This is a genomic window from Clostridium tyrobutyricum DSM 2637 = ATCC 25755 = JCM 11008 (assembly GCF_000359585.1).
GTDB lineage: Bacteria > Bacillota > Clostridia > Clostridiales > Clostridiaceae > Clostridium_B > Clostridium_B tyrobutyricum.
This window is the reverse complement of record NZ_APMH01000037.1, coordinates 20869-40378: the sequence shown is the minus strand read 5'-3', so window position 1 is coordinate 40378 and position 19510 is coordinate 20869. Positions and strand designations below refer to the sequence as shown.

The 19510-nt window shown below is 31.2% G+C and carries 18 protein-coding genes and 4 other annotated features; of the genes, 15 read left to right on the top strand and 3 right to left on the bottom strand.

Features of this window, described 5'->3' with window-relative positions; translation table 11 throughout:
- Nucleotides 1-36: 36 nt before the first annotated feature.
- From J418_RS17140 to J418_RS0113530, 5 genes are all read left to right on the top strand, one after another.
- On the top strand, nucleotides 37-171 hold the full coding sequence (locus tag J418_RS17140; protein WP_472297967.1) for a zinc ribbon domain-containing protein: 135 nt from the start codon (nucleotides 37-39) through the stop codon (nucleotides 169-171).
- Entirely contained in the window at nucleotides 129-293 is a 165-nt protein-coding gene (locus tag J418_RS15730) for a zinc ribbon domain-containing protein (RefSeq protein ID WP_472297968.1), read from the top strand. The genes J418_RS17140 and J418_RS15730 overlap by 43 nt, the downstream gene beginning before the upstream one ends.
- A gap of 123 nt (nucleotides 294-416) precedes the next feature.
- On the top strand, nucleotides 417-2132 hold the full coding sequence (locus J418_RS0113540) for a sigma-54-dependent Fis family transcriptional regulator (protein ID WP_017895878.1): 1716 nt from the start codon (nucleotides 417-419) through the stop codon (nucleotides 2130-2132).
- Nucleotides 2133-2359: 227 nt separating this feature from the next.
- On the top strand, nucleotides 2360-3952 hold the full coding sequence (locus J418_RS0113535) for an acyl CoA:acetate/3-ketoacid CoA transferase (RefSeq protein ID WP_017751818.1): 1593 nt from the start codon (nucleotides 2360-2362) through the stop codon (nucleotides 3950-3952).
- 25 nt (nucleotides 3953-3977) lie between these two features.
- A complete protein-coding gene (locus J418_RS0113530; protein ID WP_017751817.1) occupies nucleotides 3978-5372 on the top strand; it encodes a GntP family permease in 1395 nt (464 codons plus the stop codon).
- A gap of 107 nt (nucleotides 5373-5479) precedes the next feature.
- On the opposite strand, the gene J418_RS16670 is transcribed toward J418_RS0113530, so the two are convergent.
- The 3 genes from J418_RS16670 to J418_RS0113515 form a co-directional block, all read right to left on the bottom strand.
- Nucleotides 5480-5635: a hypothetical protein gene (locus J418_RS16670; protein WP_017895877.1), complete on the bottom strand. Its 156-nt coding sequence runs from the start codon at nucleotides 5633-5635 to the stop codon at nucleotides 5480-5482.
- A 294-nt stretch (nucleotides 5636-5929) separates the two neighbouring features.
- Complete coding sequence (locus J418_RS17125) at nucleotides 5930-6127, bottom strand: leucine-rich repeat domain-containing protein (protein WP_418235834.1); 198 nt, start codon at nucleotides 6125-6127, stop codon at nucleotides 5930-5932.
- A gap of 57 nt (nucleotides 6128-6184) precedes the next feature.
- Entirely contained in the window at nucleotides 6185-6403 is a 219-nt protein-coding gene (locus J418_RS0113515; RefSeq protein ID WP_017895875.1) for a hypothetical protein, read from the bottom strand.
- A 514-nt stretch (nucleotides 6404-6917) separates the two neighbouring features.
- Between J418_RS0113515 and J418_RS0113510 the strand changes: the two genes are divergently transcribed.
- The 10 genes from J418_RS0113510 to ilvB (J418_RS0113465) all read left to right on the top strand — a co-directional run bounded on the left by J418_RS0113510 (nucleotide 6918) and on the right by ilvB (J418_RS0113465) (nucleotide 19505).
- Nucleotides 6918-7145, top strand: a complete 228-nt coding sequence (locus J418_RS0113510) for a hypothetical protein (RefSeq protein ID WP_017751813.1) — start codon at nucleotides 6918-6920, stop codon at nucleotides 7143-7145.
- Nucleotides 7146-7216: 71 nt separating this feature from the next.
- Nucleotides 7217-7786, top strand: a complete 570-nt coding sequence (mnmM, locus tag J418_RS0113505; RefSeq protein WP_017751812.1) for a tRNA 5-(aminomethyl)-2-thiouridylate-methyltransferase MnmM — start codon at nucleotides 7217-7219, stop codon at nucleotides 7784-7786.
- A 94-nt stretch (nucleotides 7787-7880) separates the two neighbouring features.
- Nucleotides 7881-8207: a HesB-like protein gene (locus J418_RS0113500; RefSeq protein WP_017751811.1), complete on the top strand. Its 327-nt coding sequence runs from the start codon at nucleotides 7881-7883 to the stop codon at nucleotides 8205-8207.
- Nucleotides 8208-8253: 46 nt separating this feature from the next.
- A complete protein-coding gene (locus tag J418_RS0113495; protein ID WP_017751810.1) occupies nucleotides 8254-8553 on the top strand; it encodes an MTH1187 family thiamine-binding protein in 300 nt (99 codons plus the stop codon).
- A gap of 170 nt (nucleotides 8554-8723) precedes the next feature.
- Entirely contained in the window at nucleotides 8724-10895 is a 2172-nt protein-coding gene (locus J418_RS0113490; protein WP_017895874.1) for a DNA topoisomerase III, read from the top strand.
- A 74-nt stretch (nucleotides 10896-10969) separates the two neighbouring features.
- Nucleotides 10970-11164: a binding site (T-box leader), on the bottom strand.
- Between the two features lie 389 nt (nucleotides 11165-11553).
- Nucleotides 11554-11752 (top strand) — a binding site (T-box leader).
- 204 nt (nucleotides 11753-11956) lie between these two features.
- On the top strand, nucleotides 11957-12970 hold the full coding sequence (ilvC, locus tag J418_RS0113485) for a ketol-acid reductoisomerase (RefSeq protein WP_017751808.1): 1014 nt from the start codon (nucleotides 11957-11959) through the stop codon (nucleotides 12968-12970).
- A gap of 29 nt (nucleotides 12971-12999) precedes the next feature.
- Nucleotides 13000-14679 (top strand): biosynthetic-type acetolactate synthase large subunit, encoded by a 1680-nt coding sequence (gene ilvB / locus J418_RS0113480; RefSeq protein WP_017751807.1) that lies wholly within the window; start codon nucleotides 13000-13002, stop codon nucleotides 14677-14679.
- Nucleotides 14680-15042: 363 nt separating this feature from the next.
- A complete protein-coding gene (ilvD, locus tag J418_RS0113475) occupies nucleotides 15043-16701 on the top strand; it encodes a dihydroxy-acid dehydratase (protein ID WP_017751806.1) in 1659 nt (552 codons plus the stop codon).
- A 206-nt stretch (nucleotides 16702-16907) separates the two neighbouring features.
- A complete protein-coding gene (locus J418_RS0113470; protein ID WP_017895873.1) occupies nucleotides 16908-17288 on the top strand; it encodes a hypothetical protein in 381 nt (126 codons plus the stop codon).
- A 37-nt stretch (nucleotides 17289-17325) separates the two neighbouring features.
- Nucleotides 17326-17523, top strand: a binding site (T-box leader).
- 127 nt (nucleotides 17524-17650) lie between these two features.
- Nucleotides 17651-17848 (top strand) — a binding site (T-box leader).
- A gap of 46 nt (nucleotides 17849-17894) precedes the next feature.
- On the top strand, nucleotides 17895-19505 hold the full coding sequence (gene ilvB, locus J418_RS0113465; RefSeq protein ID WP_017895872.1) for a biosynthetic-type acetolactate synthase large subunit: 1611 nt from the start codon (nucleotides 17895-17897) through the stop codon (nucleotides 19503-19505).
- Nucleotides 19506-19510 lie beyond the last annotated feature (5 nt).

Below are 19510 nucleotides of genomic sequence, written 5' to 3'. Positions count from 1 at the left end.
GAATGTTATAACCACATTATACAAGGAGGATATATTATGGAACAGAAGTATTGCCAAAGTTGTGGGATGCCATTAAGCGAAGAACTTTATGGTACTGAATTGAGCAAGGGAAAAATCATGAATACTGTATATATTGCTATGAAAAGGGAGAATTTAAACAGCCCGATATAACTATGGAAAAGATGATTAAAGCTTGTGTCCCTTTTATGGTAGAAAAGGGTATGGCAGAAAATGAAGCAATATCACTTATGGAAAATGTTCTTCCAAATTTAAAGAGATGGAAAAAAGATTGATGAATTTAAAAAAGTTGAGATATTATAGTTCTCAACTTTTTTTCTTTGATAAAAAAATATAGTATTAATATAATATAATTAGGTAGCTTATTTATAGAATGAAATAAGGAGTGTTGTTCATCTATGTTTTTGGAAAAATGTTTTGAATTGGTAGTACAAAATATAAACGAAGCTTTAATAGGTATAGACGAAAGTGGAAAACTAATCATAGCAAATAACAGAGCCGAAGAGATACTTTCAATTAACTCAAAAGAGAATATAGGAAAATATATAGAAGATGCGGTGCCTGAAACAAAATTAAATAGAATTTTAAAAACAGGTAAGGATGAATTAAACAAGAATTTTTTTGCGAACAACAGAGAATTTATGACAAGTAGAATTCCTATAATTATTAAAGGACAAGTTAAAGGAGCACTGGCAATTTTTAAAGACATAACAGATAATAAAAAGATGCAGGAAAAGCTATTAGATAATGAAATATATATAGATATTTTAAACACTATAATGAATACGCTTAACGAGTGTGTAGTTCTAGTTGATGAAAACGGTGTTATAACGATGATGAGCAAAGCCTATAAGGAATTTTTAGGGTGCAGTGACCCAGAGGGAAAAGATGTACGGGATGTAATAGAAAATACAAAATTACATGAAGTAATAAAGAGCGGAAATGTAAAAATAGGAGATATTCAGGAGATAAGAGGAAACAAGATGATTGCAGTACGTGTACCAATCAAGGAAGAAAATAAGATTATAGGAGCTGTAGGAAAAGTCATATTCAAGGACATTGGAGATTTCTATACTTTAAGTAAAAAATTAAATAATTTAGAAAGAGAAATTGAAGTATATAAGAATGAACTTGGCAAGGAAAGAAAGGCAAGATATTCTATTAAAAATATTATAGGCAATTCACCTAAGATACAGAAAGTAAAATCAATGGCTTTAAAGGTTGCCAAAACTGATTCTAATGTACTTATAACAGGTGAAAGCGGTACTGGCAAGGAGTTATTTGCCCATGGAATTCACAATGCAAGTGGCAGATATTTGGGACCATTTGTGGAAATAAATTGTGCAGCTATTCCTTCTGAGCTGTTTGAATCAGAGCTATTTGGATATGAAGAAGGTTCTTTTACTGGAGCTAAAAAGGGAGGCAAAAATGGAAAATTTGAATTGGCCAATGGAGGCACTATATTTTTAGATGAAATAGGCGATATGCCAATGTATATGCAGGCAAAGTTGTTAAAAGTTATACAGGATAGGGAAATTGAAAGAGTAGGTGGAAATATAATAAAGGAGATTAATGTAAGAATAATTGCAGCTACAAATAAGAATCTTGAGGACAGTATAAAAAAAGGAAAATTCAGGGAAGATCTTTACTATAGGCTTAATGTAATGAGAATAGTTATTCCTCCATTAAGAGAAAGAAAAGAAGATATTCCACTGCTTGCAAATAGTTTGAAAATTAAAATAGCTACTAAATTGGGGATATATGTTGAGGGTATATCAAAGGAGGCCATGAGCTGCCTTGTATCATATGATTGGCCGGGCAATGTAAGGGAGTTGGAAAATATTATTGAAAGAGCTGTAGATATGTTGGATTCAGACCTAATAATAAAAACTTATCATCTTCCAGAGAGATTGGCAGATTGTAAATCAAAAAATTATAGAAATTATATTAATGAAACTAATTATTTAAAGGATATAGTTTCAGAGGTTGAAAAACATGTTATTTTGGAATGTCTCAATAAAAATCATTGGAATAAAAATAAGACTGCAAATATACTTGGAATAAGCAGGGCTGGTTTATATAAAAAGATAGAAGAATATAATTTAAGACATTAGTATAGCCAGTTAAAAATATTGACATGTAAATAATCTATACACTGTCCATAAATCCAGTTAATTTAAGACAATAAGAGAAAAATATAAATATTTATGAATATATAATAGACATATTAATTGAATTAAAGTTTTTTAAAGCTTGAATTGGAGTCTTCTTCATTTTGGCATAATATTTGCTATATATAATAGTGTAATATATTTTATTATCATATGAAGGGGGATTCAATATGAAGTCAAAATTAATGTCTAAGGACAAGGCAGTTAAATTAATAAAAGATGGAGATACTGTTGCAGTAGGTGGCTTTGTTGGATGTGCACATCCAGAGGATATTACATCTGAAATTGAAGAAAATTATATTGAAAATCGTACTCCTAAAAATCTAACATTGATTTATGCTGCGGGACAAGGTGACAGCGCTGATAGAGGACTGAATCATTTTGGACATGAAGGATTAGTCAGTAAAGTAATAGGTGGACATTGGGCATTAAGTCCTAAACTTCAGAAATTAGCTCTTGACAATAAAATAGAAGCGTATAATCTGCCCCAGGGAATAATATCACAATTGTATAGAGATATTGCTGCTAAAAGGCCGGGAACCATAACCCATGTTGGATTAAAGACTTTTATAGATCCTAGACTTGAAGGTGGAAAGTTAAATACAATTACTAAAGAAAACATAGTAGAACTTATAAATATAGGAGGAAAAGAATATTTATTTTATAAAACTATACCATTGGATGTTGTAATTTTAAGAGCTACTTATGCTGATGAATTTGGAAATGCTACTATGGAAAAAGAAGCGGCAATATTAGATGCAACAGCTATGGCTCAAGCTGCAAAGAACTCAGGAGGTATAGTTATCGTACAAGTTGAACAAGTAGTATCAAAAGGATCTTTAGATCCTAAAAAAGTAAAGATACCTGGAATATATGTAGATGCTATAGTTGTATCACAACCTAAAAATCATATGCAGACTTTTAGTGAAAACTATAATCCATCATATTCTGGAGAAGCAAGATTTTTAGTGAATTCCATAGTTCCTATGCAACTTAATGAAAGAAAGGTTATAGCCAGAAGAGCGGCTATGGAGCTTGTTCCAAATTCTGTAACTAATCTTGGCATTGGAATACCAGAAGGAATAGCGACAGTTGCCAATGAAGAAGGCATTGCAGATGAAATGACATTGACTATAGAATCAGGTGGTATAGGAGGAGTACCTTCAGGTGGACTGAGCTTTGGTGCTTCAACTAATCCTCAAAGCATACTTGATCAGGCAAGTCAATTTGACTATTACGATGGAGGAGGTCTTGATGTAGCATTTTTAGGGCTTGCTCAGTGTGACAGAGATGGTAATATAAATGTAAGCAAATTTGGGCCTAAAATTGCAGGTTGTGGAGGATTTATTAATATAAGTCAAAATTCCAAAAAAGTTGTGTACTGTGGAACATTTACAGCAGGTGGTTTAAAGGTCAAAGTGGAAAACGGAAAACTTAATATAGAAAAGGATGGAAAGTTCAATAAATTTATAGATACTGTTGAACAGATATCTTTCAGTGGTCAATATGCTCAGAGTATTGGACAAACAGTACTTTATATAACTGAAAGAGCAGTATTTAGATTGACAAAAGAAGGTCTCTTTTTAGAGGAAATAGCTCCAGGTATAGATATGAAAAAGGACATATTGGATCATATGGATTTTAGGCCTAAAATATCTGAAAATTTAAAGATAATGGATGAAAGAATATTTAAAGAAGAACCAATAGGAATAAATATTGGACAATCATCAAAAGAATTCCCAGGAGAATTAAGCAATGTATAAAATAAATTGTATGGAGGTTTTCTAAATGGCAGTTATAGGAATTATAGCAAGTTTGGGATTATTAATATTCATGGCCTATAAAGGTTTTTCTGTTATTTTCTTTGCCCCTATTTTTGCTCTTCTTGCAGCATTATTTTCAGGAATGTCTCTTTTACCAACTTATACAGAAGTGTTCTTACCTAATCTAGGCAACTACGTAAAGATATATTTTCCATTTTTCTTGTTGGGAGCTGTATTTGGCAAGGCCATGGAAGAATCTGGAGCTGCAAAGTCAATTGCTAAAACAATTGTAGAAAAGCTTGGAAAAGATAAAGCAATATTCTCTGTAGTTTTGTCAGCTGCCATTTTAACTTATGGGGGAGTAAGTCTTTTTGTAGTAGCATTTGCAGTATATCCATTTGCTGCATCTATCTTTAAAGAAGCAGATATTCCTAAAAGACTTGTTCCGGCTACTATTGCTCTAGGTGCATTTTCATTTACTATGGATTCACTTCCCGGTACACCTCAGATTCAAAATACAATACCTATGAAATTTTTCAACACTGATTTATATGCAGCACCTGTTTTTGGAACATTGGGGTCTGTAATAATGTTAATTGGAGGAATATTTTATTTAGAGTGGCGTAAACGTTGTGCTCAAGCATCAGGTGAAGGGTATGGTTCAGGTCATATTAATGAGCCTGAAACAGCTGATGATAAAAATATACCTAATATGTGGATGTCGATTATCCCTCTTGTTGCTGTGTTGGCCATAACTTTAGTTTTACAAAAAGTGATTTTCCCAAACTGGGATATAATTTCATGGGTAACTCAAAAACCTTATAATATGCCTAAAGATGGAGTGGTAGGTTCCATGAACAATTGGGCACTTATAATTGCATTAGTGTTTGGAACTATAATTGCATTTTGTATTAATCCAAAAAGTATGAAAGGTAATCTGGCAAGAACAATAAATGCAGGAGCCATTGGTTCCCTATTGGCTGTTATGAATACAGCATCTGAAGTTGGGTTTGGAAACGTTATAAAGACACTTCCAGGATTTAAATCAATAGCCAATGCACTTATAAATATAAATCCTCATGGTAGTCCTCTTTTATCAGAAGCTGTTAGTGTAAATGTTTTATCCGGAGTTACAGGATCGGCATCAGGTGGTATGAGTATTGTCCTTGATATGTTTGGAAAAAAGTATGCAGAATGGGCGGCCAGTACAGGAATAAGCCCCGAACTGCTTCATAGAGTTGCATCCATGGCATCAGGTGGTATGGATACTTTACCTCATAATGGAGCTGTAATTACACTTTTGGGAATTGCAGGATTAACCCATAAACAAGCTTATAAAGATATTTTTGCTGTAACTTTACTTAAAGCAGGAACTTGTTTCTTCCTCATATTTATGCAAAGTATTTTCCACTTCGTATAAATGGCTGTATACCTTCGATTGCATGGATAAATGCAGTCGGGGGTATTATATTTTTGATAGGATTTTTAATGGGATTTTAAGTAAAAAGCCAAAATGGCAAAAATTTGTCAAAAATACTTGTTTATAGTTTCCATACCATATCTACCATTTTTTAATATTTTCCATTGACGTTGAACTTTTATTACACATCTTTTTTCATCTATAATTATAGAAACTGATAGATTGTCTTTTACGAAAGTATCAATACAGTTTTGAATATCCATGTTTTAAACTTTTAGCATTTCTGAATTATTCAATGTCTCAACTCCGTTCAAAACAGTACTGTAAGACTTAATGTATTATCTTCCTTGTACAGCTCAGCATGGCTTAAAAACATTTTTGAAAATTCTTTAAATGTTATATCTTTATAGTTAGCATCTAACTTTAGATTTAAGTTTAATATCTGATTTTAAATCTTCAAGCAATTTGTCTTTATTAAAATAATCATAAAGTTTACTTTCTATATTAGCCATTGCAATTTTATCCGTTATTTTAATTCCTCCACTGAATCTTATTTATTACTCATGTCTATAAGAAACTTTTCTGTATTTGACATTCCATATTTGATTACCAGAAAACGAGATATATTTTAAATTAGTTAAATTTTTGATGGAACTTATATCGGTTATCTGGTTGCCGCCTAATCCAAGTTTCTGTAAGGCAGTTAAATTTTCAACTCCACTAATATTTTTTATTTTGTTATAATAAAAATTTATTTCAGATATCTTATCTATATCATTTTTATATAAAGTACCAGTAGACTTATTTATATTTTATCTTATTGCTTGTTCTAAATTTTTATCTTTAAAAGATATCATTGTATTACCTTCACTTACGGCATTATTTATTTCATTAATTACAAAAATTGGAATTACGCTGGTTCCACCAATAACTTCTATATCAGTATTTTCTGTAACTTTAGTTTTTATATAATTTATGGCATTTACAGTTGTTAAAATTATAGAAGTTAGATAATGATGTATCCCACTCATTTATTATTCTTACATAATTGCCATTAGAATTTTATTCCCAACCTAATCCTATTATATCGTGATATCCTGTTAAGCTTGGATCTAGTGAACTTGTTGCAATACTAATAATTGGATAGGCGAAAAGAAATTACCCAGGAAGGAAATAGTCAAACGATTCCCTGAAAAATTCAATAGATACATATAAATATTTGAGGGTGAGGCATGGGTATTATTTTCAAAAGATAAATTGGTTAATATGGAAATTTACAACGATATAAATGGAGATCTAGCGAATCTGTTTAGATGTGTAAAATTTTATTTTGGGGAATTACAGGGAGAACTCTATTTTATGTTGAGTTCAAGGGAGCTGTTTCATGGTTTTGCCAGTTAGGAAAATAACTGATATTCAAAGGGTAGCTATATGATTATATATATCAATGAATTTTTTTTGCTATATGAACATGGACAAACTATTTGTATATTATTATAATACAAGAATAATATATAAATTTTATTGAAAGGAATGTGAAATTAAATGAAAATTGCAAGCATAGTTTTTATTGTATTAAGTGTGTTAGGAATCATCTTCAGTAATTATATGTATGGAGAAATAAAATTAATTATTATGACAGGTGCACTTGCTTCTTTGATGTGCGGCATAGGTTTTATTCTTTCTTACGTTAATTTTATTAGATTATATAATACAAAAGATTGCAGTAATTCTTGTATAAAAGGCAGAAATCCTGGACCTAATGCAATATAAAATTTAAAAGTATTTTATTGTGATATAATATATTATAAAGTTATAAATTAAATCATAGAGGAAGTACGATAATGAATAAAAATTATTTCACAAATGCCGTAAATATTGCTAAAGATATATGTAGAAAAAAGATCAACAAGGGTGATATTGTAGTTGATGCTACTATGGGAAATGGAAATGATACATTATTTTTATCAGAACTTGTAGGGGACTCAGGTAAGGTATATGCTTTTGATATACAACAAACTGCACTAAAAAATACATATGAGAAGATATCTAAAAATGGCATTTTACAACATGTGAAATTGATAAATGATAGTCATGAGAATATGGATATGTACATAAATGATAAAGTAAAGCTTGTCATTTTTAATTTAGGATACTTGCCTAAAGGAGACCATTCTATTACAACTACTGCTGATACTACACTACTTGGATTAAAAAAGGCTTTAGATTTAATTGAGGCAAATGGAATAGTAATTTTAGTGGTATATTATGGACATGAAGAGGGAAATCATGAGAGAGATGCATTGGAAGATTATATTAAAAATTTAAATCAAAGAACATATAATGTAGTTAAATTGTGTTTTGCAAATCAGGTAAATAGTCCACCGATGCTCATAATAATTGAAAAAAGATAATTTATATAAATTTTATTTGTTAAGTGGTTAATAAAATGGTATAATATCTACTAATATTATTATGAACTATTATACTTTAAGGGAGGGTATCCTTATGAAATTTATGAAAATTAGTGATGAAGCATATGATGAATTTAAAAGCTTTTTAGAATCCAGTAATGTACAAGATTATAATTTGAGAATAAATTATTTAGGCACAAACTGTAGTGGACCTGTATTTAATATTGATATTGGAAAAGTTGAAGATGATGATGTTTCCGATCAAGTTAAAGACATTAATTTTATAACCACAAGGGAACTTATAAATGTATGCAGTGGATTCGAAATCTTATCCAATTCAGAAAATAATGGTAAAGGATTGGAATTGAAGCCTTTTATAGCACCACCTTCAGGATGTGATGGATGCTCAAAAAATGTTTAGGAATATTATTTTTATATATAAAATATATTGATGGAAGGTGTAAAGTATGGCTATAGCACAATTGACTATAGTTCCTTTAGGAACTGAATCTACAAGCGTCAGCAAATATGTGGCTAATTGTCATAGAGTACTAGAAAAGGATAAACGGGTTAAATATAAACTTACTCCAATGTCTACAGTTATTGAAGGGGAATTGGATGTTATATTTGAAATTGTAAGGAAGATGCATGAAGTGCCTTTTGAAAATGGTGCTAAAAGAGTTATTACTTCAATAAGTATAGATGATAGAAGAGATAAAAGGGCTTCTATGGACCAAAAAATTAATTCTGTAAAAGAAAAATTATGAACCAATTAAAGCGATAATTTATATAAATTATCGCTTTAATAGTATATTAGCATAGACAGATTGCTTGTAAACAAAAATAATAAATCGTATAATATGAATTGAAACTCATAAACATATATGAGTTTTTAATTTTATGTATTATTAATACAATCAATGAAAGGAAATAAATAATGAGCAAAATATTAGTGCTGGCAGAAAAACCTTCTGTAGGAAAAGATTTAGCAAAAGTACTTCACTGTAATAGAAAAAATGGAGGATATATTGAAGGAGATAAATATGTAGTGACATGGGCCCTTGGACACTTGGTTACATTAGCTGACCCAGAGGTTTATGATCAAAAATACAAAAGTTGGAATATGGAAGATTTACCCATGCTTCCTAAATATCTTAAATTGGTAGTCATAAAGCAGACTGGAAAGCAGTTTAATATAGTCAAATCACAGATGAATAGAAAAGATATATCAGAAATAGTTATTGCTACAGATGCAGGAAGAGAAGGGGAACTTGTAGCAAGGTGGATAATAGAAAAGGCACATATTAAAAAAACATTAAAAAGATTATGGATTTCTTCTCAAACTCAAAAAGCTATAAATGATGGATTTAGAAATTTAAAGTCATCTTCAAAATATGATTATTTATATGATGCAGCAAAGTGCAGAGCTGAAGCGGATTGGATTATAGGTTTAAATGTTACACGTGCCCTGACATGCAAATATAATGCTCAACTTACAGCAGGTAGAGTGCAGTCACCTACTCTTGCAATGATAGTTAATAGGGAAGAAGAGATAAATAATTTCAAACCTAAAGATTACTATAATGTAGAAGCAAAAACTAAATATTTTAATTTGAAATGGACAGATAGTAAAGGTAATAGTAATATTTTTGAAGGAGAAAAGGCTAATAATCTAGCGAATCATCTGAAAAATCAAAAATGTACAATTATAGAAGTAAATACACATTGTAAAAAGCAGTTTCCTCAAAAACTATATGATTTAACAGAACTTCAGAGGGATGGTAATAAATTATTTGGATATTCAGCTAAACAGACATTGTCTATAATGCAAAGATTATATGAAAACTATAAGATATTAACATATCCTAGAACTGATTCAAGATATATTTCAACTGATATAGTTGGCACGCTGAAAGATCGTCTAAAATCTATATGCTTAAGTCAATATGGAATTTTTATAAATGAAATATTAAAAAATGGGATAAATGCAAATAAAAATTTCGTTGACAATAGTAAAATAGGAGATCATCATGCTATTATACCAACTGAAGAAAGTATTCCCATATCCCGTTTGAGTTTGGAAGAAAGAAATATATATGATTTAGTAGTTAAGAGATTTATATCTGTTATGCTTCCACCTTATGAATATATAGAGACATCTATAAAAGCCAATATAGGTAAAGAAATTTTTTCTTGGAAGGGAAATGCACCAAAAAATCTTGGATGGAAAAAAATCTATGTAAATAACAAACAAAATGTAGAAGATCATTCATCTGTTCCAAAAAGAGGAGACTCCATTGATGTCATTTCAATAGAATTGGAAAAACTTCAAACAAAGGCTCCACCAAGGTTTAATGAAGCCTCATTATTATCAGCTATGGAAAATCCTCAGAAGTATGTAAAAATGGATAAAAAATATGCGGATACGCTTGGAGAAACTGGAGGAATTGGAACTGTTGCTACAAGAGCGGATATAATAGATAAGCTTTTCAATATGTTTTATTTAGAAAAGAGAGGCAAGGAAATAATACCTACTTCAAAGGGAAAACAACTTATAAATTTAGTACCTAGAGGACTAAAATCACCATTATTAACTGCGAAATGGGAAAAGACATTGGATGAGATTAGTAAAGGGAAAAAAGACCCAAAAGTATTTTTAAGGGATATGAGAGAATATGCTGTTGAATTAGTTAATAATGTTAGTAGTAGTAATAGTAAATTTAAATATGACAATCTATCTGGGGAAAAATGCCCTAATTGTGGAAAGTATATGCTGGAGGTTAAAGGAAAACGCGGCAGAATGCTAGTGTGCCAGGATAGAAATTGCGGTTATAGAGAGAATATTGCAGTGTTTACCAATGCAAGATGTCCGGAATGTCATAAGAAAATGGAACTCCGCGGACATGGGGATGGTAAAATTTATGTTTGTTCTAATTGTGGTTTTAGAGAAAAATTAGCATCTTTTAAAAAAAGATTTAACAAAAGTGAAAGTAAGTTAAATAAAAGAGAAATTTCAAAATATATGAACAAAATGCATAATGAAAACAAAGAACCTATTAATTCTGCACTGGCAGATGCACTCAGCAAATTTAAAAATCAGAATAAATGATATTAAATATACACTAAATATTTATTGTACAATTAATTAAAAGTAGAATATAAAAAGGCAAATAGACTCCCAGTTAATGGGGCGTCTATTTGCCGCGGTACCACCCAAAGTATTACTTAATTATAGATAACGGCTGTGCCGGCGTAACTTACTTTTATTTTCAGTTTGCAACTCAGGAGTGATTTTCAACAATTTTAGCTTATTGGTTTCCACCATGCCCAATTCTCTGAAAGCATATTTTGTTTACTTATCTCCATCATAGTTTTTTATTGGAACTAATAGTACTATAAAAAATTATTTATGTCAAATACAACAAATAAGTAATTTTCATTAAATTACTTTCTAAAAACAATATATCAATAATAAAACATCTAAAAATATAGCATTTTGTTAATATAAATAAAGAAAATTAAATTTAATATAAATAAAACTTGTTTTTTAAAGTGAGTTTTATTTATATTAAAAACAAGCTTTTGTAACAAAAAAATCAAAAAACTATTGACATTCTATTCATAAGGTATTATTATCGTCACATACACTAAATATTAATTAAGTAATTTGTTCAATCTAAATATACGATTTGAAGTAAATCATTATTTATAGACATGATTGGTTTATAGTATTATAATTTGTATTAATTAGCATAAATTGTAGAATGTAAAAAACATTGATAGGGAAGAGTAGATAGTGACTATTTTTTAGAGAATGAGGATTTTGGTGAAATCTCATAATATAGCTATTGAAGGTAGCCCTGGAGTTATGAGCTGAACTTTGAGTAGGCTTTATCGGTAGAAACCGTTATTACTTTAAGTAAAAAAATTGGGTGGTACCGCGCGACCAGACTTCTCGCCCCAAAGCAGAGAATGTTGGTTGCTTTTTTTATACAAAAATTTATGATTTTAGTTATTTATAGAATGCATAAATATTAAGTTTATTTGTGTACATATAATAGTCTTAAAATTTAAAATAGTCATAAATTTCATTTAATTAATATTAAAATGCTAGCTACTAATTAAAATACATAATTAGTATAAATAAATTATTTTTAGGAGGAAATTTTTATGGAACCATTAAAAGTTTATTATGATGAGGATGCAAATTTAGACCTTTTGAAAGGAAAGAAAATAGCAGTACTTGGATTTGGTAGCCAAGGACATGCTCAAGCATTAAATTTAAAAGATAGTGGACTTGATGTAATAATCGGATTATATAAGGGTAGCAAATCCTGGAAAAAGGCTGAAGACTATGGATTTAAGGTATATGAAGTAGCTGAAGCAGTTAAGCAGGCACAACTTGTAGCAATGCTTTTACCAGATGAAAAACAAAAACAGATATATGAAGAAAGTGTAAGAGATAACCTAGAAGATGGAGATGCATTATTATTTTCACATGGATTCAATATTCACTTCAATCAGATAGTACCAGCTAAAAATATAGATGTACTTATGATAGCACCTAAAGGACCTGGTCATATAGTTAGAAAACAATATACTGAAGGCGGTGGAGTTCCATGCTTGTATGCAGTATATCAGGATTATACAGGAAAAGGCAAAGATTATGCATTAGCTTATGGAAAAGGAGTTGGCGGAACTAGAGGAGGGGTTATGAACACTACCTTCAAGATAGAAACTGAAACTGATTTATTTGGTGAGCAAGCAGTACTTTGCGGAGGAATCTGTTCCCTTATACAGGCAGGTTTCGATACATTAGTTGAAGCTGGATATGCTCCTGAAAATGCGTTCTTTGAATGCTTCCATGAAATGAAGATGATTGTTGACTTGATGTATGAAGGCGGCATGAGCAAAATGAGACATTCAATAAGTGATACAGCTGAATATGGTGACTACAAGATAGGAAACAGACTTATAAATGATAGTGTAAGAAAAGAAATGAAGAAAGTTCTTAAAGAAATACAGGATGGAACTTTTGCAAAAGATTGGTTACTTGAAAATAAGATAGGAAGACCAACTCTTGAAGCTAGAAGAAGAATAGAAGCAGATACTCAATTAGAAAAAGTAGGAAAGAGACTTAGAGGAATGATGTCTTGGATTGAAGAAAATCCTTCAAACGAGTAATTATTATATAAAAAGGAGGCTGTGATACTATGAAGGGAGCTAAAATGCTTTTAGAATGTCTAGTACAGCATGGAGTTGATACTATATTTGGATATCCCGGTGGAGCAGTTTTACCTATATATGATGCATTATATGATATGAAAGATAAGATAAATCATATAATTACTGCGCATGAGCAGGGAGCTTCTCATGCTGCAGATGGCTATGCTAGGTCCACAGGAAAGGTTGGGGTTGCACTTGCAACCTCAGGACCTGGTGCCACAAATACTGTTACAGGTATTGCTACAGCATATATGGATTCTGTGCCAATTATAGTGTTTGCAGGTCAAGTACCTGTAAGTTTAGTAGGAAAAGATTCATTTCAAGAAGTAAATATAAGAAGTATAACTGGAACTATAACAAAGAAAACTTTTACAATTGATAAAGTAGAAAACATAAAGAGTGTAATAGATGAGGCATTTAAAATAGCAACTAGTGGTAGAAAAGGACCTGTAGTTATAGAAGTGCCAAAGAATGTCCAGGTTTCTGAAATTAGTGAAATGTCTTTAAATAGTATAGAAAATGAATTAATATATGATTTGTTTTCGAATAAACATGAAAATGCTTTAAATAAAGCAATTAAAATCATAGAGAATAGTGAAAGACCTATGGTATATGCAGGTGGCGGAGTTGTGTCATCTGGTGCAGAAGATGAATTATCAAAATTTGTAGATAAATTAGATACTCCAATTTCTTGTTCTCTTATGGGCACGGGTGCTTTCCCGCAGGACAGGGATAATTATACAGGTATGCTTGGAATGCATGGAACACATACTTCAAATCAGGCTATAAATGATTGCGATTTGTTAATTGCTATAGGTGCAAGATTTAGTGATAGAGTTATAAGTAAAGTAAGCACTTTTGCTAAAAATGCTAGAATAATTCATATAGATATAGATGAAAAAGAGTTTGGAAAGAATATAGATGTAGATTTAACAATAAAAGGTGATATAAAAAATATTTTAGAAAAGTTGAATTCAAGTATAAAAAACCAGAATCACAGTAAATGGATGAGAAAAATAATTTCATCAAAGAAAAATGAAGAACTAAAAATAGAAAATAACGATTCAGAGAAAAAAGATTATGTAAGTCCTAGACATATTATAGAGACATTATATGAATTAACAGGTGGAGATTGTATAGTGACAACAGAAGTAGGTCAAAATCAGATTTGGACTGCACAATATTTTAAGTTTTTAAAACCAAGAACATTCTTAACTTCAGGTGGGTTGGGAACTATGGGATTTGGGCTTGGTGCTGCAATTGGAGCCTGTGTTGGAAATCCTGACAAGAGAGTAATAAATGTAGCTGGTGATGGAAGCTTTAAAATGAATTGTAATGAACTTGCTACTATTTCAAAATATAAATTACCTGTTATTCAATTGGTTCTGAATAATAATTCACTTGGTATGGTTCATCAATGGCAGGAGATGTTTTATAATAGAAGATATTGTTTTACAGAATTAACTGATGATGTGGATATATTAAAATTAGGTGAAGCATACGGAATAAAAACCTTAAAAATAGAAAATAATAATGAAATAGAAGATTGCTTAAGATTTGCTTTGGAGAAAAGAGAACCTATAATAATAGAATGTAGTATAGATATAAATGAAAAGGTATTTCCAATAGTACCTCCAGGAGCATCTATAACAGATAGTATAGGTTAGAGTTATTAAGTGAATTTTAGTTTAAATATAAATTTCATAAAAAAGTTTAAAAAATATGTTGCCTAAATTATATATAAAGTTTATTATATATGTAATTTAGAATTTAAAAAACTATGATGGAGAAGAGTAAATAGTGTAGGATTTAATAGAGAGTGGGAAAAGGTGAAAACCCATATATCTAAAACTTTTGAAAATCACTCTTGAGTTGTAAGCTGAAATATAATTAAGCTGTGCCGGTATTGCCGTTATTAATTAATTAAAAGAATTGGGTGGTACCGCAAAGCTTCTTGACCCAGACAGAGGCTTATTTTTTTACAAAAAATTAGAACTTTGAAAATAGATTATTCAGGGAGGTTTCACAATATGAAAAGTGATTCAATAAAAAAAGGAATAAAAGGTGCTCCTGCTAGAGCCCTTATGTATGGAATGGGATATACTAAAGAGGAAATTGAAAGACCTCTTATAGGAATAGTAAATTCGCAAAATGAAGTAGTTGCAGGCCATATGCATTTAGATGAAATAGCCAAGGCGGCAAAACTCGGAGTAGCTATGGCTGGAGGAACACCTATGGAGTTTCCTGCAATTGCAGTCTGTGATGGAATTGCAATGGGACATGTTGGTATGAAGTTCTCTTTAGCTAGCAGGGAACTTATAGCTGATTCTATTGAAGCTATGGCAACTGCTCATGGTTTTGATGGATTGGTACTTATCCCTAATTGCGATAAAGTGGTTCCAGGAATGCTTATGGCAGCTGCAAGACTTGACATACCATCAGTTGTAGTAAGTGGTGGCCCTATGAGAGCCGGCAAATCAAATGGAAAAGTATTAGATTTTAGTACTTGTATTGAGCAAGTTGGAGCTTGCAGTGATGGAAAAATAACGGAAGACCAGCTTGAAGAGGAAGCTAAAAAATCATGTCCAGGTTGTGGATCATGTTCAGGGCTTTTTACAGCAAATAGCATGAATTGTCTTACAGAAGTGCTTGGAATGGGACTTCCTCTAAATGGAACTGCACTTGCACAGACTGGAGAGAGAAGACAGCTTGCGAAATATGCAGGAATGTATGTAATGGACTGTGTAAAAAACAATAGACGTCCAAGTGACATATTAAAACTGGATGCATTTAAAAATGCTATAACTATGGATATGGCAATGGCTGGATCTACTAATACTGTACTTCATCTTCCTGCTATAGCTCATGAAGCTGGAATAAAACTTGATTTGGATTTATTTGATGAAATAAGTCAGAAAACACCTTGTCTTATAAAATTAAGTCCAAGTGGAAAACATCATATGGAAGATCTTCATATGGCGGGTGGAATACCGGCCCTTATGCATGAACTTTCCAGCAAAGGATTAATTGCTGAAGATTCCATGACTGTTACAGGAAAAACTATAGGAGAAACTATAAAAGAATATAATGTCCTCAATCGTGATGTTATCAGAAGTATAGATAATGCGTACAGTCCTAAGGGAGGACTTGCAATACTTAGAGGAAATCTTGCAGTAGATGGAGCAGTAGTTAAAGAGTCTGCCGTAGCAAAAGAAATGATGGTACATGAAGGTCCTGCTAGAGTTTATAATTCTGAGGAAGAAGCAGTTAAGGCTATATTTGGAGATGAGATAAATAAAGGTGATGTAATTGTAATAAGATATGAAGGACCAAAAGGCGGCCCAGGAATGAGGGAGATGCTTTCACCAACTTCTGCTATAGCAGGTATGGGACTTGACAAAGATGTGGCACTTCTTACAGATGGAAGATTTTCTGGAGCTACAAGAGGAGCTTCTATAGGACATGTATCCCCTGAGGCAATGGAAGGTGGATTGATTGGACTTGTAGAAGAAGGAGATACTATATTTATAGACATAAAAAATAAAAAATTGGAATTAAAAGTAGATGCCAAAGAATTAGAAGAAAGAAAGAAAAGGTATGTAAAACCTGAACCTAAAGTAAAAAAAGGGTATTTGGCTAGATATGGTAAGTTAGTTACTTCTGCCAATACAGGTGCAGTGTTAAAATAGTTTTAAGTATTAATAAAGTTTTTAAAGAATACTAATATAGTTCAGTACCGATTGAATAAAAATTCAATCGGTACTGAACTATTAATTTTTTATGAAAATAATGCAAGATATTTATTTTAATAATTATATAATTAAGATTAGTGGAAAAAATAATTATGATATAATATTGTTTAAAGATTTTATTTTGAAGAGGTGAATTTAATTATATGGATATTATTAAAGTTAATATATATGGAGAAAAAAACAAGAAAATAATTGGAGGATGTTGTAGTAATAAGGATACTGGTTGTAATTCATGTTCAAGTAAAAGTGGATGCAGCAATTGTAATACAGAAACAAGGACAATTATAGATGCATACAGGAGCTTAAATGACTTTTTGAACCTTACAGATGTATGCGGAAAAGTAAATGTGAATTTTATAGAATTAGATGATAATAGATTTGAGACAGATGAAAAAGATAGAGTATTGGATGTTATAGACAGAGGATTTGACGCACCTATAACTGTTATTGATGGAATCATAAGATATTATGGTGGTATATCAAACAAACTTGTTTATAAAGATGTGAAAGAACTATTGACATAATATTTTATTTATATTATAATAATGACAAAGTTAAATGATAAAGACTATGACAGGGAATATTAGATGTGTTAATTATTTTTAAGAGAGTGGGATTTGGTGAAAACCCATAAATATTTCATATTAAACTCGCCCTTGAGTTGCAGGCTGAATTAGTAGTAAGCTGAGCCGATGTGAATCGTTATTGAATTAAGTAATAAATTTGGGTGGTACCGCGAACAGATTTCTCGCCTCAAGGGAAGTGCTGTTTTTTTTATGCTGATTTTCAAATATGACAAATTTAGTATATTGGTATTTTAAATTATAATATTTAGTGTTTAGTGTTTAGTGTGTAGGATTATGAGCAAAAAGTGTGACATTTATATATAAAAACTTTGAAAGGGACAAGTAAATATATGTATTTTCAAAGAGAGTAGGTAATGGTGCGAGCCTATAAAATATTTATATTGAAAACTCACCCTCAAGTTGTAGGCTGAACTAAGTAAGCTGTGCCAGCATATAGTGCCGTTATTTAATTAAGTAAAATTTGGGTGGTACCGCGAAACAGACTTCTCGCCCCATGGGAGAGTCTGTTTTTTTGTATCCCAAAAAGTATGAGGAGAGATGAATATGAAGGCTGCTGAAGCTATTATCCAATGTTTAAAAAAAGAAGAAGTGAATATGGTATTTGGATATCCAGGTGCTGCAGTAGTTCCTATATATGAAGCGTTGAGAAAGTCAGATATAAAACATGTATTAGTAAGACAGGAACAGGCAGCAGGCCATTCTGCAAGTGGCTATGCTAGGTCTACCGGAAAAGTAGGTGTTTGTATTGTTACATCTGGCCCAGGTGCTACAAACCTTATTACAGGTATTGCTTCAGCATATATGGATTCCATTCCAATGGTTATTATTACAGGTCAGGTTAAATCTACGTTAATCGGAAGAGATGTATTTCAGGAATTAGATATAACGGGTGCTACAGAATCATTTACAAAATATAGTTTCCTTGTAAGGGAATCTAAATTTATTCCTAAAACTATAAAAGAGGCGTTTTATATAGCTAATACAGGTAGAAAAGGCCCTGTGCTTGTAGATATACCTGTAGATATAATGGAAGAAGATATTGATTTTAAATACCCTGAAGTTGTTAATATAAGAGGATATAAGCCTACTACAAAGGGACATATAGGTCAGATAAGGAAAATAATTGAAAGAATTAAAACTAGTAAAAGACCAATTATTTGTGCAGGTGGAGGAGTTATACTCGCAAAGGCTGAAAATAAATTAAGAGAATTTGTAGAAAAATCCAATATACCTGTTGTGCACACATTGATGGGAAAAGGAAGTATTAATGAAGATAGTAATTATTATGTGGGTTTAATAGGAACTCATGGATTTGATTATGCAAATAAAGCTGTAGATAATGCAGATGTTCTAATACTCATAGGTGCTAGAGCTACAGATAGGACTACAAGAGGAATAAAGGATTTTGCGAAAAATGCAGATGTAATTCATATAGATATAGATCCTGCTGAAATAGGGAAAAATTTAGAAACCTTCATTCCAGTAGTTGGTGATATTGAAAATGTTTTATCAAAATTGATAAAAGAAATAACCCCTATAGATACGGAAAATTGGATAAATCAAATTAGAATATGGAAAAATAGTATTGAAATAAATAAAAATCCAACAGATAAAATAAATCCTAGATATGCATTAAACAATGTTTCTAAAAAGCTGGATGAAGAATCTATATTAATAACCGATGTAGGACAAAATCAAATTTGGTGTGCACGGAATTTTAAAATTATGGGCAATAGAAAATTTTTAACTTCTGGTGGGCTTGGAACCATGGGATATTCAATACCAGCAGCTATAGGCGCTAAAATGGGATGCCCTGATAAAAATGTAATAGCAGTTGCTGGTGATGCTGGATTTCAGATGAGTCTCTTTGAGCTTGGAACTGTTAAAGAATATGATGTGAATATTGTTATGATTATTTTTAATAACTTAGGATTGGGCATGGTAAGGGAAATTCAGGATAAAAAATGTGAAGGAGAATTTGGAGTTAATTTTAAAACAAATCCGGATTTTGTAAAACTGGCAGAATCTTATGGAATATGTGCAGAAAGAGTTGAAAAAGACGATGAGTTTGAGACTGTTTTTGAAAAAGCTTTAAATTCAGATAGGGCATTTTTAATAGAGTGTGTTGTTGACCCACATGAAAGTACGTTTTAAAAAAA